This window comes from Ramlibacter sp. 2FC, from assembly GCF_005503345.1.
Classification (GTDB): domain Bacteria; phylum Pseudomonadota; class Gammaproteobacteria; order Burkholderiales; family Burkholderiaceae_C; genus SCMQ01.
Map to the genome: position 1 here is coordinate 14,206 of NZ_SCMM01000025.1, position 12,431 is coordinate 26,636.

General features: G+C 72.4%; 11 protein-coding genes, 1 pseudogene and 1 riboswitch. All 12 genes and pseudogenes read right to left on the reverse strand.

The window, feature by feature from the left end; all coding sequences use genetic code 11:
• Positions 1 to 5: 5 nt before the first annotated feature.
• The 12 genes and pseudogenes from FFS10_RS12375 to FFS10_RS12430 all read right to left on the reverse strand — a co-directional run bounded on the left by FFS10_RS12375 (position 6) and on the right by FFS10_RS12430 (position 12,110).
• The gene (locus FFS10_RS12375; protein ID WP_137894778.1) at positions 6 to 1,481 is read right to left on the reverse strand and encodes a cobyric acid synthase; all 1,476 of its coding nucleotides are present in this window, start codon (positions 1,479 to 1,481) and stop codon (positions 6 to 8) included.
• The gene (locus FFS10_RS12380) at positions 1,478 to 2,488 is read right to left on the reverse strand and encodes an aminotransferase class I/II-fold pyridoxal phosphate-dependent enzyme (protein ID WP_137894779.1); all 1,011 of its coding nucleotides are present in this window, start codon (positions 2,486 to 2,488) and stop codon (positions 1,478 to 1,480) included. Before FFS10_RS12380 ends, FFS10_RS12375 begins: the two co-directional genes overlap by 4 nt.
• A complete protein-coding gene (cbiB, locus tag FFS10_RS12385; RefSeq protein ID WP_137894780.1) occupies positions 2,481 to 3,446 on the reverse strand; it encodes an adenosylcobinamide-phosphate synthase CbiB in 966 nt (321 codons plus the stop codon). Before cbiB ends, FFS10_RS12380 begins: the two co-directional genes overlap by 8 nt.
• Entirely contained in the window at positions 3,440 to 4,135 is a 696-nt protein-coding gene (bluB, locus tag FFS10_RS12390; RefSeq protein ID WP_137894781.1) for a 5,6-dimethylbenzimidazole synthase, read from the reverse strand. The genes cbiB and bluB overlap by 7 nt, the downstream gene beginning before the upstream one ends.
• Positions 4,135 to 4,788 (reverse strand): cob(I)yrinic acid a,c-diamide adenosyltransferase, encoded by a 654-nt coding sequence (gene cobO, locus FFS10_RS12395; RefSeq protein WP_137894782.1) that lies wholly within the window; start codon positions 4,786 to 4,788, stop codon positions 4,135 to 4,137. Before cobO ends, bluB begins: the two co-directional genes overlap by 1 nt.
• A gap of 7 nt (positions 4,789 to 4,795) precedes the next feature.
• Positions 4,796 to 5,491 (reverse strand): annotated as a pseudogene (locus tag FFS10_RS12400) (ABC transporter ATP-binding protein); the annotation flags it as partial.
• Between the two features lie 80 nt (positions 5,492 to 5,571).
• Complete coding sequence (locus FFS10_RS12405) at positions 5,572 to 6,654, reverse strand: FecCD family ABC transporter permease (protein ID WP_137894783.1); 1,083 nt, start codon at positions 6,652 to 6,654, stop codon at positions 5,572 to 5,574.
• Positions 6,651 to 7,541 carry an ABC transporter substrate-binding protein gene (locus FFS10_RS12410; RefSeq protein WP_137894784.1) on the reverse strand — a complete coding sequence of 297 codons (891 nt, stop codon included), beginning with the start codon at positions 7,539 to 7,541 and terminating at the stop codon, positions 6,651 to 6,653. The genes FFS10_RS12405 and FFS10_RS12410 overlap by 4 nt, the downstream gene beginning before the upstream one ends.
• Positions 7,538 to 8,104, reverse strand: coding sequence for a bifunctional adenosylcobinamide kinase/adenosylcobinamide-phosphate guanylyltransferase (gene cobU / locus FFS10_RS12415; protein ID WP_249931270.1), 567 nt, complete (start codon positions 8,102 to 8,104; stop codon positions 7,538 to 7,540). Before cobU ends, FFS10_RS12410 begins: the two co-directional genes overlap by 4 nt.
• Before the next feature lie 4 nt (positions 8,105 to 8,108).
• Complete coding sequence (locus FFS10_RS12420; RefSeq protein ID WP_137894786.1) at positions 8,109 to 8,942, reverse strand: ABC transporter substrate-binding protein; 834 nt, start codon at positions 8,940 to 8,942, stop codon at positions 8,109 to 8,111.
• Entirely contained in the window at positions 8,939 to 10,276 is a 1,338-nt protein-coding gene (locus tag FFS10_RS12425) for a cobyrinic acid a,c-diamide synthase CobB (protein ID WP_137894787.1), read from the reverse strand. The genes FFS10_RS12420 and FFS10_RS12425 overlap by 4 nt, the downstream gene beginning before the upstream one ends.
• Positions 10,277 to 10,286: 10 nt before the next feature.
• Complete coding sequence (locus FFS10_RS12430) at positions 10,287 to 12,110, reverse strand: TonB-dependent receptor domain-containing protein (RefSeq protein ID WP_137894788.1); 1,824 nt, start codon at positions 12,108 to 12,110, stop codon at positions 10,287 to 10,289.
• Between the two features lie 75 nt (positions 12,111 to 12,185).
• A riboswitch (cobalamin riboswitch) is annotated at positions 12,186 to 12,423 on the reverse strand.
• Positions 12,424 to 12,431: the final 8 nt, after the last annotated feature.

Sequence of the window (12,431 nt, forward strand, 5' to 3'; positions counted from 1 at the left end):
AAGGTTCAGGAAATCAGCTCCGACAATGCGCCGGGCGCGAAATGGCGGTCAATGTAGTCGGCCAGGCCGTCGAACACCTGGTCCAGCGTGGCCGCCTGCGCGCCGAACAGGGCATGCAGCACGGCCGGGTCCTCGAACAGGCCGTGCAGGTACAGGCCAAGCACGTTGCCGGCCGGGTTCTGCCAGCCCAGGGCCTGGCCCCGGGCATCGCTCAGCGCCAGGCGCGCGACATCGCCCTGGGCGGCCATGGCCGGGTGCTGCGCGGTCTGGCCGTGATGGATCTCGTAGCCCTGCACGCCCACGCCGGAGAGCGGCGCCCAGGGCCCAGCCAGCGCCTCGAAACGCGCGGGCGTGTGCTGCACGGTCTTGGCCGGCTCGAACAGGGTGACCAGGGGCAGCAGGCCCAGGCCAGCCGCGTTGCCGTCTATGCCATGCGGATCGACCAGGGCCTCGCCCAGCATCTGCAGGCCGCCGCAGACACCCAGCACCATGCCGCCGCGGCCCGCATGCTCGGCAATGGCGCGGTCCAGGCCCTGGGCGCGCAGCCAGGCCAGGTCGGCCGCCGTGGCCTTGGAGCCCGGCAGCACGACCCAGGCGGCACCGGCCAGCTCGGCCGGGCTGCGCGCCCAGACCAGGCGCAGGCCGGCAATGTTCTTCAGGGGCTGGAATTCGTCGAGGTTGCTGATGCGCGGGTAGGCGATCACGGCGACCGTGCGCGTCACCGCGCCGGCCGCAGTGGATCTGTCATCGAAGACCCCATCTTCCTCGGGCAGGCCGTGATGCCACCACATCGGCAGCGTGGCCACCGTGGGCACGCCGGTCAGGGCTTCGAGCTGCTCGGGCGCGGGCGCGAGCAGGGCCGCATCGCCGCGGAACTTGTTGAGCACGAAGCCACGGATCAGCGCGCGCTCGTCCTCGGGCAGCAAGGCCCAGGTGCCATAGAGGTGGGCAAAGGCGCCGCCGCGGTCGATGTCGGTGACCAGCAGGCAGCGCGCGCCGGCATGCCGGGCCACGCGCATGTTGACCACGTCGCTGGCGTGCAGGTTGATCTCGGCCGGCGAGCCCGCGCCCTCGATCACCACCACGTCGTTCTCGGCGCGCAGCGCGTCGAGGGCGGCGGCGATCTGCGGCCAGACACGTTCGCTGCGGCCGCGCCAGGGCAGCGCCGAAAGCTCGGCCTGCACCTCGCCGAGCAGCACCACCTGGCTGCGCGTGTCGGCCTCGGGCTTGAGCAGCAGCGGGTTCATGCGCACCTCGGGCAGGGCGCGCGCGGCCAGCGCCTGGAAATACTGGGCCGAACCGATCTCGCCCCAGCCGCCGGCCGGCGTGGCGACCACGCGCGCGTTGTTGCTCATGTTCTGCGCCTTGAACGGCGCGACCTTCAAGCCTTGGCGCGCGTACCAGCGGCACAGGGCCGTGGTCAGCCAGCTCTTGCCGGCGCCGCTGGTGGTGCCCAGCACCATCACGCATTTGGCTGTCATTGGGGTTGCTCCTTGATCTCTTGCCAGGCCGCGACCAGCGCGTCCTGCGCGGGCGGCGCCAGCACGCCCAGCCGCACCTGGCCAGGCAGGCCGAACGAGGCCGTGTCGCGCAGCTTGACGCCCCGCGCGCGCAGGCGCCGCAGGTCGGCGGCCAGATCGGCGCTGTCCGGGCGGGCGCAGAAGAAATTGGCGACGCCGGGCAGGACCTGCCAGCCCAGCGACTCGCACACGTGGACCTGGCGCAGCTTCCATTCGCGCAGCCGCTCCAGGCTCCGGGCCAGCCAGTCCTGCACGGTCGGCCGCGTCCAGGCCTGCAGCAGGGCCACGCCGTGCGCGCCGAGCGGCCAGGAAGGTGCGAGCGCCGCCAGCCGCGCCGCCGGCGCCTCGGCGCCGCGCGGCGCGATCGCGTAGGCCGCGCGCACGCCCGTCAGGCCCAGGGCCTTGTTCGGCGTCCAAAGCTGCCAGACGCGCTCGCACTGGCTCACATCGAGCGCCAGCGCGCCTTCGAGGCGCAGCGGCTCGTAGGCGAGGTCGAGCACGCAGAGCTGGCCGCTCGACAGCCCGTCCACCAGTTCGGCCAGGCCCTCGTGCGGCGTGGCCAACGGGCTCGCCGGATCGCAGGCCCAGAGCAGCTGCGCCTTGGCCGGATCGCCCACTGCAGCCAGGCCCCAGCCCTGGGCCGCGCGCGCGTAGTCGCCGTAGCCATGGGCCGGCAACCAGACGCTGCCGCCCTGCCCTGCCACCAGGGCCGAGATGCGGAAGATGAATTCGCTGGCGCTCGCCGCGGGCACGATGCGCGCGGGCGCGACGCCATGCCGGTCCGCCAGCTGCGCGCGCAGCACGGCATAGCCGGGATCGGGGTAGCGCGCGGCGTCGGCCGACTGCACGGCGGCCAGCGCCTCGGGACAGGGCCCGCAGGCGTTGGCATTGGTCGAGAAGTCGTGGCGCGGCACGCCCAGCGCATCGGGGCCGCCGTGCACGGGTCCGCTCGCCAGGGTGTCAGCCATGCGCGCCCCCGGCGGCCAAGACGAGCAGCACCAGCGCCGCCAAGCCCACCAGCAGGGCCAGGCTGTGGCCGGCCAGGGCGCAGGCGCGCGCCGTGTCCGGCCCCTGCGGCGGGCGCCCCGCTTCGTTGAGCACATAGACACCGGGCTTGGCCAGGCGCAGGCCCAGCGCCAGCGCCATCGCGGCCATGGGCCAGCCACTATTGGGTGAAGGCGTGCGTGCTGCCTCGCGGCGCAGCGCGCGCCAAGACAGGCCGCCCGCGGGCAGCGCGAGCAGCAGCGCGGTCAGGCGCGCCGGCAGCCAGGACAGCGCGTCGTCGGCGCGCGCCGCCCATTTGCCGGCCCATTCCCAGACCCGGCCCTCGCGCTCGCCGCGGTAGCCCCACATCGCGTCCGCGGTGTTGGCGAAGCGGTACAGCGCTGCGCCGGGCAGGCCCGCGATGGCGAACCAGAACAGCGGCGCGATCACCGAGTCGTTGAGGTTCTCGGCCAGCGACTCGATCGCGCTCTCGCGCACCGCGTTCTCGCTCAGCGCCGTCACGTCGCGGCTGACCAGCCAGGACAGGCGTTCGCGGCCGGCTTCCAAGGACAGGGCGAGCGCGGCCTCCACGGCCTGCACCTCGCCGCGCAGCATGCGCCAGGCCAGCAGGGGTTTGAGCAGCAGGCCGAGCACGAGCGCGGCGAGCCAAGCCGGCGCCTGCACCAGCAGCAGCTGCAGGCCTGCCGCCAGGGCGAGCACGCAGGCCGCACCTGCGCACCAGGCCAGGCTGCCGCGCAGCAGGCTCGCACCGTCGAGCGCGGCCGCCTGCGCACCGGCCGGCGGCGCGACGCGACGCCCGGCCCAGCCCAGGAAATGTCCAATCCAGACCACGGGATGCCAGCGCGCCGGCGGCTCGCCGAGCCAGCGGTCGAGCGCGAGCGCGACCAGCACGGCTGCGCTCAGGACCTCGGCGCTCAGCATGGAGCGGCCCCCTCCCCGCCGGGCTCGAACAAGGCCGAGGGCCGGCCCCAGCGCTCGTCGAACACCAGGTCAGCGAGCGGCGCGCGGCGCGCCCAGCGCTGCTGCTCGAGCATGGGCTGGTCGTAGAAGGCCTGCACCGGCCCCAGGCACAGCAACGCGATAGCCTCGGCGCCCGCGGGCAGGCCCAGCAGGGCCGCGAGCTCGGCCGGCTCGAACAGCGAGACCCAGCCCAGGCCCAGGCCTTCGGCGCGCGCCGCGAGCCAGAGGTTCTGGATCGCGCAGGCGGCCGAGGCCAGGTCCATCTGCGGCAGGGTACGGCGTCCGAACACGTGCTTCTCGCGGCCGTCGGCCAGGGCCACGGCCAGCACCTCGGCCGCCTCGAGCAGGCCCTGGACCTTGAGCCGCATGAATTCCTGCTCGCGCTCGCCGAGGGCGCGCGCGGTCTGCACCCGCTCGCGCTCGACCAGCTCGTGCAGGCGCTGGCGCAGCGCCGGATCGCTCACGCGGATGAAGCGCCAGGGCTGCATGAAGCCTACGCTGGGCCCATGGTGGGCCGCCTCGAGCAGGCGGCGCAGCTGCTCGGGCGGCACCCGGCCACCCGCGAAATGGCGCATGTCGCGCCGCTCGAAGATCGCGCGGTAGACCGCCCGCTGCGCCTCGGGCTCGAAGGCATGGGGCGACGGCTCCATCAGTCCTCGATGCCGCGCTGCGCGGGGATGCCGGCGTTGAAGGCATGCTTGACCTTGACCATCTCGGTCACGGTGTCGGCAAGCTCGACGAGCTCGGGCGGGCAGCGCCGTCCGGTCAGGCAGACATGGACCCCCTTCGGGCGATCGCGCAGGGTCTGCAGCACATCCGCCAGCGGCAGCCAGCCGTAGATCAGCGGGTAGGTGATCTCGTCGAGCACGACCAGGAAATGCGCGCCGGCCAGGATCGTGGCCTTGGCCCTTTCCCAGCCCTCGCGCGCGAGCTGGGCCGAGCGCTCGAGGTCCTGGCTCTTCCAGGAAAAGCCGTCGCCCAGGCCTTCGATCATGGGCCCCCACGCTCGGCACTGCGTGTCCTCGCTGCCCCCCGAGGGGGCCGCGTCCGGCTTGGGGCGGCCCGGCGCCGGACGGAATGCCTCAAGCTGCTCGAACGCGCGGTGCTCGCCGAAGCGCGCACTCGGCACCTTCATGAACTGGTAGATCTTGACGGCCTTGCCGCGCCCATGGGCGCGCAGCGCCAGGCCGAAGGCGGCCGTGCTCTTGCCCTTGCCGTCGCCGGTGTTGACGATGACGAGGCCGCGGCGCTCGCCTTCGGGTTTCTCGTAGGGCTTGTCGGTCGGAGGGGTTTCGATCTGCATGGGGTTCTCAGGGCATGGGCAGCGCCACCCATTGCCCGGCCAGGGCATGGATGGCGATGCGGTGTTCGAACACCTGCTCCAGCGCCCGGTGCGAGCGCGGCTCGGCGCAGGCGCCGTGGTGCAGGATGCGGCCCTGCTGCATCACGACCAGGTCGTCGGCATGCAGGGCCATGGAGATTTCGTGCAGCACGCTGACCACGGTCTTGCCGACCGCGACGAGCCCGCGCACCAGGGCCAGCCAGTCGGCCTGGTGCGGCGGATCGAGGTTGGCCAGCGGCTCGTCCATCAGCAGCACCTCGGCCTGCACCGCGAGCGCGCGCGCCAGCAGCACGCGCTGGCGCTCGCCGCCCGAGAGCTGGCCCAGCGGGCGCTCGCGCCAGTCCCAGGCCTGGGTGGCGCGCAGCGCCTGCTCGACGGCCGCATGGTCGGCCGCGCTGGCCGGCGCCATCCAGGCCTGGTGCGGCAGGCGCCCCAGCATGGCCACGTCGTAAGCCGTCAGGTCCTCGGCCGCGCCCTCGTTCTGGCCCAGCCAGGACAGCTTGCGCGCGCGCTCGCGGCGCGGCCAGTCCGCAAGCGGCCGGCCCAGCAGCTCGACGCGGCCCTCGGCCCTGAGCAGGCCGGCCAGCACCCTGAGCAGCGTGGACTTGCCGGCGCCGTTGGGGCCCACGATGCTGGTCCAGCGGCCCGCGGCCAGCGTCAGACTCAGTCCGTCGAGCACGGGCTGGTCGCCCAGGCCCGCACGCACCGAGACCGCCTGCAGGGCGGTCGAAATCGCAGCCGCCGTCACAGCATGGCCCCCGCCGTCATGCCGCGCGTGCGGCGGTGCATCAGCCACAGCAGGTAGCCGCCACCGAGCACGGCCGTCAGCACGCCGACCGGCAGCTCCTGCGGCGCGATCAGGCCGCGCGCCAGCAGGTCGGCCGCAGCCAGCAGCACCGCGCCCATCAGGCTGGCCAGTCCCATGAGCCGGCCATGCGGCACCTTGACCGCGGCGCGCACCAGGTGCGGCGCGGCCAGGCCGACGAAGGCGATCAGCCCGGTCTGCGCCACGGCCGTGCCCGTGGCCAAGGCCAGCACCGCGACCAGGGCCGCGCGCAGCGGCGCCAGCGGCAGGCCCAGGCTTTGCGCGGTGGCCTCGCCCAGGCTCAAGCCATCGAGCACGCGCGCGAGCACCCAGGCCGCGACCAGGCACAGGGCCCAGACCACGGCCATCAGGCCGCAGGCGGTCCAACCGACGAAGCCGGTCGAACCCAGCATGAAAGCCTGCATGGCCTGCAGCGAATCGGGCGAGAACAGCAGCACCAGCGAGGTCATGGCGCCCAGCACCACGCCGACGATCACGCCGGCCAGCAGCAGGCGCAGCGTGTGCTGCACGCCGCGCGCCAGCACCAGGGTCAGCAGCACGGCCAGCACCGCGCCGCAGAAGGCCGCCCCGGTCAGGCCCAGCCGCACCCAGAGGCTGCTGGAGAACATGCTGACCGTGGCCGCGCCGTTCATCATGTTGCCGCCCAGCATGCCGGCCGCTCCGCCCAGCGCGACCAGGGCCAGGGCCACGCCCAGCGAGGCCCCGGAGGCGCTGCCGAGCAGGTAGGGATCGGCCAGCGGGTTGCGGAACAGGCCCTGGGCCACGGCCCCGGCCAAGCCCAGCAGGGCGCCGGCCATCCAGGCCCCGAGCGTGCGCGGCAGGCGGATCTCCCAGACGATCTGGCGCGCCATCGCGGCCTGGGCCGGGTCCTGCTCCGGGTTCAGCAGCGGGCCCAGCAGGTTCTCGAAACCGGCGCTGCCTATGCAGAAGCCGAGCGCGACCAGCCCCAGGCTCAGAAGCCCCAGAGACCAGGCCAGCAGCGAGGCATGGCGCAGGTTCACTGGCGCGCTCCGGCGAGCGCGGCCGCCTGCGCCCTGGGCGCCTTGTCGGCCAGGCAGCGCGCCATCAGGCGCGCGGCGTCGGCCATGCGCGGCCCGGGCCGCACCAGCACGTCGGCCTCGTCGGGTTCGAACACGCAGATGCGCTGCTCGCGCAGGGCCCTGATGGTCTGCCAGCCGGGGCGCTGGCCCAGGCCTTCGGCATTGCGCGCGCCGATCATGATCAGGTCGGGGTTGGCGCGCACTATGTATTCGGGGTTGAGCTTGGGGAAGGGCCCGAGGCTGGCCGGCAGGATGTTCTTCGCGCCCAGCCGCGCCAGGGTCTCGCCGATGAACGAGGCCTCGCCCGCGCCATAGGGGCCGCGGTTGACCTCGAAATAGACCCGGGTGCCGCGCACGCCGGCCGGCAGCGACTGCGCGGCCGCCGACACGCCGGCGTCGATCGCGCGCCAGACCTTCTGCGCGTCGGCGACGCCCAGCATCAGGCCGATCTTGTCGAGCACGCGCCGCACGTCGGCATGGGTCTTGGGCTCCAGCGCCACCACCTTGATGCCCAGCGCGCGCAGCCGGTCGCTGGCGCGCGAGGAGGTGGCCGCGAGCACCAGGTCGGGCCGCAGGGCCACGATGGCCTCGATGTTGGGATCGAGCCCGCCGCCGACCTGGGGCAGCCGGCGCACGCTCTCGGGCCAGGTCGAGTAGCGGTCCACGCCGACCAGGCGATGGCACTGGTCGAGCTGGCAGACGGTCTCGGTCAGCGAGGGCAGCAGGCTCACGATGCGCTGCGGCGGCTTGTCCAGCGTGACCGTCACGCCGCGGTCGTCGCTGAGCTGCACGGCCGAGGCGCTGCCGCACAGGCTCAGCACGACGAACAACAGGGACCAGAACTTCATGCGTCTTCCTTCAGGGTCAGAGGCAGGCCGGCAGCCATCAGCGTGACCCGGGCGCAGGCCTGGGCCAGGTCCTGGTTCAGCCGGCCGAGTGCATCGACGAAGGCGCGCAGCTCGCGCCCGAGCGGGATCACGCCGAGGCCGATCTCGTTGCCGACCAGCACCACGGGGCCGGGCGCTGCACGCAGCGCCTCGAGCAGCTCGGCCACCAGCGGTTCGGACGGCTGCGCCCTCCCCTCGGCCGGCATCAGCAGATTGGTCAGCCACAGCGTGAGGCAATCGACCACGACCAGGGTGTCGGGCCGGCTCAGGCGCGCGAGGGCCTGGGCCAGCTGCAGCGGCTCCTCGACCGTCGCCAGGCCCGGCACGCGCTCGGCGCGGTCGCGCTGGTGGCGCGCGATGCGCCCCTGCATCTCCTCGTCGAAGGCCTGGCCGGTCGCGACCAGCACGGCGCGGTGCGCGGGCGCGGCTTGCAGCCACTGGCGCGCCAGCAGCTCGGCACGGCGCGACTTGCCGCTCTTCTGGCCACCCAGGACCAGCTCGCTGCGCGCAATCGGGATCGACATCGGCTCACCCATGGCGCGCCGCCCAGTCGAGAACGATGCGGTGCAGCTGCGCCACGCCGTCGGTCAGCGCGGCCGGGCCGGGCTGCAGGATGTCGGCCGACTTGATCTCGAACAGCTGGCTGTCGCGCACGGCATTGACGTTCTCCCAGCCTGGGCGCGCGGCGACCTTCTCGGGGCGGAACTTCTTGCCGCACCAGGAGCCGATGACGATGTCGGGGTTGCGGCGCACGATCTCGGCGCCGTCGGCGATGATGCGCTGCTTGCCCAGGCGCTGGGTCGCGAGCTCGGGGAAGCAGTCGTCGCCGCCGGCGATGCCCATGAGCTCGGACACCCAGCGGATGGCGCTGATGTGCGGCTCGTCCCATTCCTCGAAGAAGATGCGCGGGCGGCGCGGCAGCGCCGCGGCCGCCTGCTCGATGGCCAGCAGCTGCGCGCGCATCTGAGCCAGCAGTTCCAGCCCCTGCTGCGCGCAGCCGACCATGGCCGCGACCTGGTAGAGCATGGCGAAAATCTCGGCCACGCTGCGCTGGTTGAACACCGTCACCTGCACGCCATGACGCACCAGCGCCGACGCGATGTCGGCCTGCAGGTCGGAGAAGCCGAACACGGCGTCGGGCTGCAACTCGAGGATCTTCTCGATCTTGGCGCTGAGGAAGGCGCTGACCTTGGGTTTTTCCTCGCGCGCGCGGCGCGGCCGCACCGTGTAGCCCGAGATGCCGACGATGCGCGCCTCCTGGCCCAGCAGGTAGAGCCATTCGGTGGTCTCCTCGGTCAGGCAGCAGATGCGCTGCGGGCCCAGGGCGGTGCCGCTGGTATCGGGGTCGCGCCAGTCGCTCATGGCAGGTCTCCGGTCAGGAACAGGCGCGCGGTGGCCTCGGGGCTGGAGGCAAACCAGGCATGGAAGTAGCTCGCGCGCACCGGGCCCTGCCGGTACAGCGCCTCGCCGGCCTCGGGCGCGGGCGCGCTGCCGGGGCGCGCGGTGCGCGCCACCGGTGCGAGCGGCGTGGCGCAGGTCGAGTAGTGGAAGGTGTGGCCGCGCAGCACTTGGTCGCCCAGCGCGAGCTGCTGCGGCCCGAGCGCGGCCAGGCGCTTTTGCATGCTCACGCGGCCCGGCAGCAGGCCCCAGGCCGGCGTGCTCTCGCCCTCGGCCGAAACGAGCTCTTCGAACAGCGCCATCATGCCGCCGCATTCGGCCCAGATGGGCCGGCCCGCCGCCACATGCGCGGCCAGGCTCTCAGCCATGGCGCGGTTGGCCGCGATCGCGGCCGCATGCAGCTCGGGGTAGCCGCCCGGCAGCCAGAGCGCGTCGCAGCGCGGCAGGGCCGCGTCGGCCAGCGGCGAGAAGAAGGCCAGCTCGGCGCCCAGCGCGCGCAAGGTGTCGAGATTGGCCTCGTAGATGAAGCAGAAGGCCGCATCGCGCGCCACGGCCACGGTGCGGCCGGCCAGCAGCGCGGGCCAGGCCCGCGCCGGGTCCGGCACGGGAAAGTCCACGGCCCAGCGCTGCAGCGCGGCCGCGTCCATCTGCCCCAGCGGCGTGCCGGCCAGCGCATCGGCCGCCGCATCCAGGCGCTGCATCGCGTCGCCGAGCTCGCTGGCCAGCGTGAGGCCCAGGTGCCGCTCGGGCAGGGCGAGGGCCGGGTTGCGCAGCAGCGCACCTAGCCAATGCTCGGGCTCGCGCAGGGATTCACGCAGCATCTGGGCATGGCGCTCGCCCGCGACGCGGTTGGCCAGCACGCCGGCCCAGGGCAGGCCCGCGCGGTAATGCTGCAGGCCATGGGCCAGCGCGCCGAAGGTGCCGGCCATGGCCGAGGCGTCGATCACCGCCAGCACCGGCAGGCCGAAGCGCTGCGCGAGGTCGGCCGCGCTGGGCTCGCCGTCGAACAGGCCCATCACGCCTTCGACCAGGATCAGGTCGGCCTGCTGCGCCGCCTGGTGCAGGCGCGCGCGGCAGTCGGCCTCGCCGGTCATCCAGAGGTCCATCTGGTGCACCGGCGCGCCGCTGGCAAGCTGCAGCCAGCCCGGGTCGATGAAGTCGGGCCCGCACTTGAACACGCGCACGCGCCGCCCCTGGCGCGCATGCAGGCGCGCCAGCGCGGCCGTGACCGTGGTCTTGCCCTGGCCCGAGGCGGGGGCGGCGATCAGGACCGCGGGACAGCGGGCGGCGGTGCTCATCGCGTCGAGCTTACTTGGGCTGGTAGCGCAGCGTCAGATAGACCGCGCGGCCGGGCTGGTTGAAGCCCCTGGCCGTCTCGTACTGCTTGTCAGCCAGGTTGTTCAGGCGCGCCTGCAGGGTCCAGTCGCGCGACAGGGCGCGATCGGCGTGCAGGTCCATCGTGGCAAAGCCGCCCAAACTTACCGTGTTTCCGTTCGAGTCCACGTCAAAGCGCTTCGATACGGCCAACAGCGTACCGCCCAGTTTCCAGGCCCCCGTCGCATAGTCGAGCGAGGCCGTCAGCTGCTCGTCGGCGCGGCGCCGCAGCTTGCTGCCATCCCGCGCGTTGCGAGCGTCAAGCAGGTCGAGCGCGGCGTGCAGGCCCCAGGCGCCGAGCTGGGCGTCGTAGCCCAGGGTCCAGCCCTCGATGCGCGCACGGTCTATGTTGACTGCACGATATGTCGGGGGAACGAAGTCAATCAGGTCGCGTACACGGTTGTCGAAACGCACGAGCTTGAATTCGTGCAGCCCCATCGCATAGGACATGCCCAGCTCGGTGTTGCGGCCGCGCTCGGGCCTCAGGTCCGGATTGCCGATGCCAAACGGAAAGTAAAGGGCATTGAACGAGGGCGCCTTGAACGAGGTGCCGTAGGCGCCGTGCAGGCGCAGCCGGGGCGTGAAGCGGTAGCCGTAGCCCAGCAGGCCAGTGCTGGCGCCGCCGAACTGCGAATCGTCGTCGTGGCGCGCATTGAGCTGCCAGCCGTGGGGGCCGGCTTCGCCGACCAGGCCCACGAAGGCCGAATCGGTACTGCGCCGGGTCACCGCATAGGCGGTCGTGCTGTCCACCTTCTGGACCAGGCGCTCGAGGCCCGCCAGGACCTTGCCCGCGCGCGTGCCGACCTCGTTCGTCCAGGCCCATTGCTCCTGGGTCGTATCGAAGCGAGCCGGTGAACCGCCGTTAAAGTTGGTCGAATCGTCGGCGCTCGAGGCGTAGCTCAGGCGCGACTTCCAGTCCGCGAGAATGCGGCCCTCGACGCCGACCGCCCCGACCCTGGAGACCAGGTCGGTCCGGGTGTCGGTGCTGCCCGATCCGCTGTCGTAGCGGTTTTTGGCATCGGAATGGAGCAGGCGCGCATCGGCCTTCCAGCCCGGCGCGAAGCGCCAGGCCAGCGAGGCGTTGACACTTTGCTGGGAGAAGCCGTCGCGGTCAGGGTTGAAGAAGAAGCCGGCTGCGGGATTGGTGGCGGAAATGCCCTTCTCGCGCAGAGTCTGCGCGGCCAGGCTGTACGAGACTTCGCCGCGACCGCCGCTCAGGCCGGCCGTCGCTTCGCGCCGTCCTTCGCTGCCCAGCGTGACGCTGGCATGGGGGTGCAGGCCCTCGCGGCCCTGGCGCGTGAAGATCTGGATCACGCCGCCGATGGCGTCGCTGCCGTAGAGCGCCGACGCCGGGCCCTTGAGCACCTCGATGCGCTCGATACTTTCGAGCGGGATATTGTCGAAGTTGGCCTGCCCCGTCGTAGCCGAGCCCACACGCACGCCGTCAACCAGCAGCAGTACATGGCGGCTTTCCGTGCCGCGGATGAAGACGCTGGAGTTTTTGCCCAGGCCGCCGTTGGCGGCCATCTGCACCCCGGCTATGCGCGCCAGCAACTCGGGGACGGTGCGGCCGGTGCTGTTCTCGATCGCCTCGCGGTCGATCACCGTGACGTCGCTGAGCACGGCAGAGGCGCGCGATTCGAAGCGGGTGGCCGTCACCACCGTGTCGGACAGCGAGGTTTGTGAATGGGCGGGGAATGCGGCGGCCAGGGCCAGGGTAAGCGCCAGGGGGCGCACGCGGCGGATGCGGTAGGTCATCGGATGAATGAATCAAGCAAAAAGTCCTCACCGGCTTCCCCGCCAGTGCATGGACGTCACGGCAGCGCCCGGGCAGGCGCCGCCACCTTGTTGGCCGGTATCCGGGCTGGCGGAACGACTTCCATCGCCTTCCCAAGCGCCTGTTTCAGGGCATTCAGTGGCTGTGTGATGGAAACGGAATCTGGCGATTCGTCCGCTTACCGTTGCGGGGGCAGCGCAGGTTGGGACGGCCCGGGTCGGGCCCTCTCTCCTGCTTCCCGTTGAACCGCGGCATGCGAACCACACCGCGAGCACCAACAATTAATAATTATAGATGCCGTG

Bases quoted from the DNA above. Each gene is read 5' to 3' on its own strand.
- FFS10_RS12375 (WP_137894778.1), bottom strand. From the start codon at position 1,481: ATGACAGCCAAATGCGTGATGGTGCTGGGCACCACCAGCGGCGCCGGC.
- FFS10_RS12380 (WP_137894779.1), bottom strand. From the start codon at position 2,488: ATGGCTGACACCCTGGCGAGCGGACCCGTGCACGGCGGCCCCGATGCG.
- cbiB (WP_137894780.1), bottom strand. From the start codon at position 3,446: ATGCTGAGCGCCGAGGTCCTGAGCGCAGCCGTGCTGGTCGCGCTCGCG.
- bluB (WP_137894781.1), bottom strand. From the start codon at position 4,135: ATGGAGCCGTCGCCCCATGCCTTCGAGCCCGAGGCGCAGCGGGCGGTC.
- cobO (WP_137894782.1), bottom strand. From the start codon at position 4,788: ATGCAGATCGAAACCCCTCCGACCGACAAGCCCTACGAGAAACCCGAA.
- FFS10_RS12410 (WP_137894784.1), bottom strand. From the start codon at position 7,541: ATGAAGTTCTGGTCCCTGTTGTTCGTCGTGCTGAGCCTGTGCGGCAGC.
- cobU (WP_249931270.1), bottom strand. From the start codon at position 8,104: ATGTCGATCCCGATTGCGCGCAGCGAGCTGGTCCTGGGTGGCCAGAAG.
- FFS10_RS12420 (WP_137894786.1), bottom strand. From the start codon at position 8,942: ATGAGCGACTGGCGCGACCCCGATACCAGCGGCACCGCCCTGGGCCCG.
- FFS10_RS12425 (WP_137894787.1), bottom strand. From the start codon at position 10,276: ATGAGCACCGCCGCCCGCTGTCCCGCGGTCCTGATCGCCGCCCCCGCC.
- FFS10_RS12430 (WP_137894788.1), bottom strand. From the start codon at position 12,110: ATGACCTACCGCATCCGCCGCGTGCGCCCCCTGGCGCTTACCCTGGCC.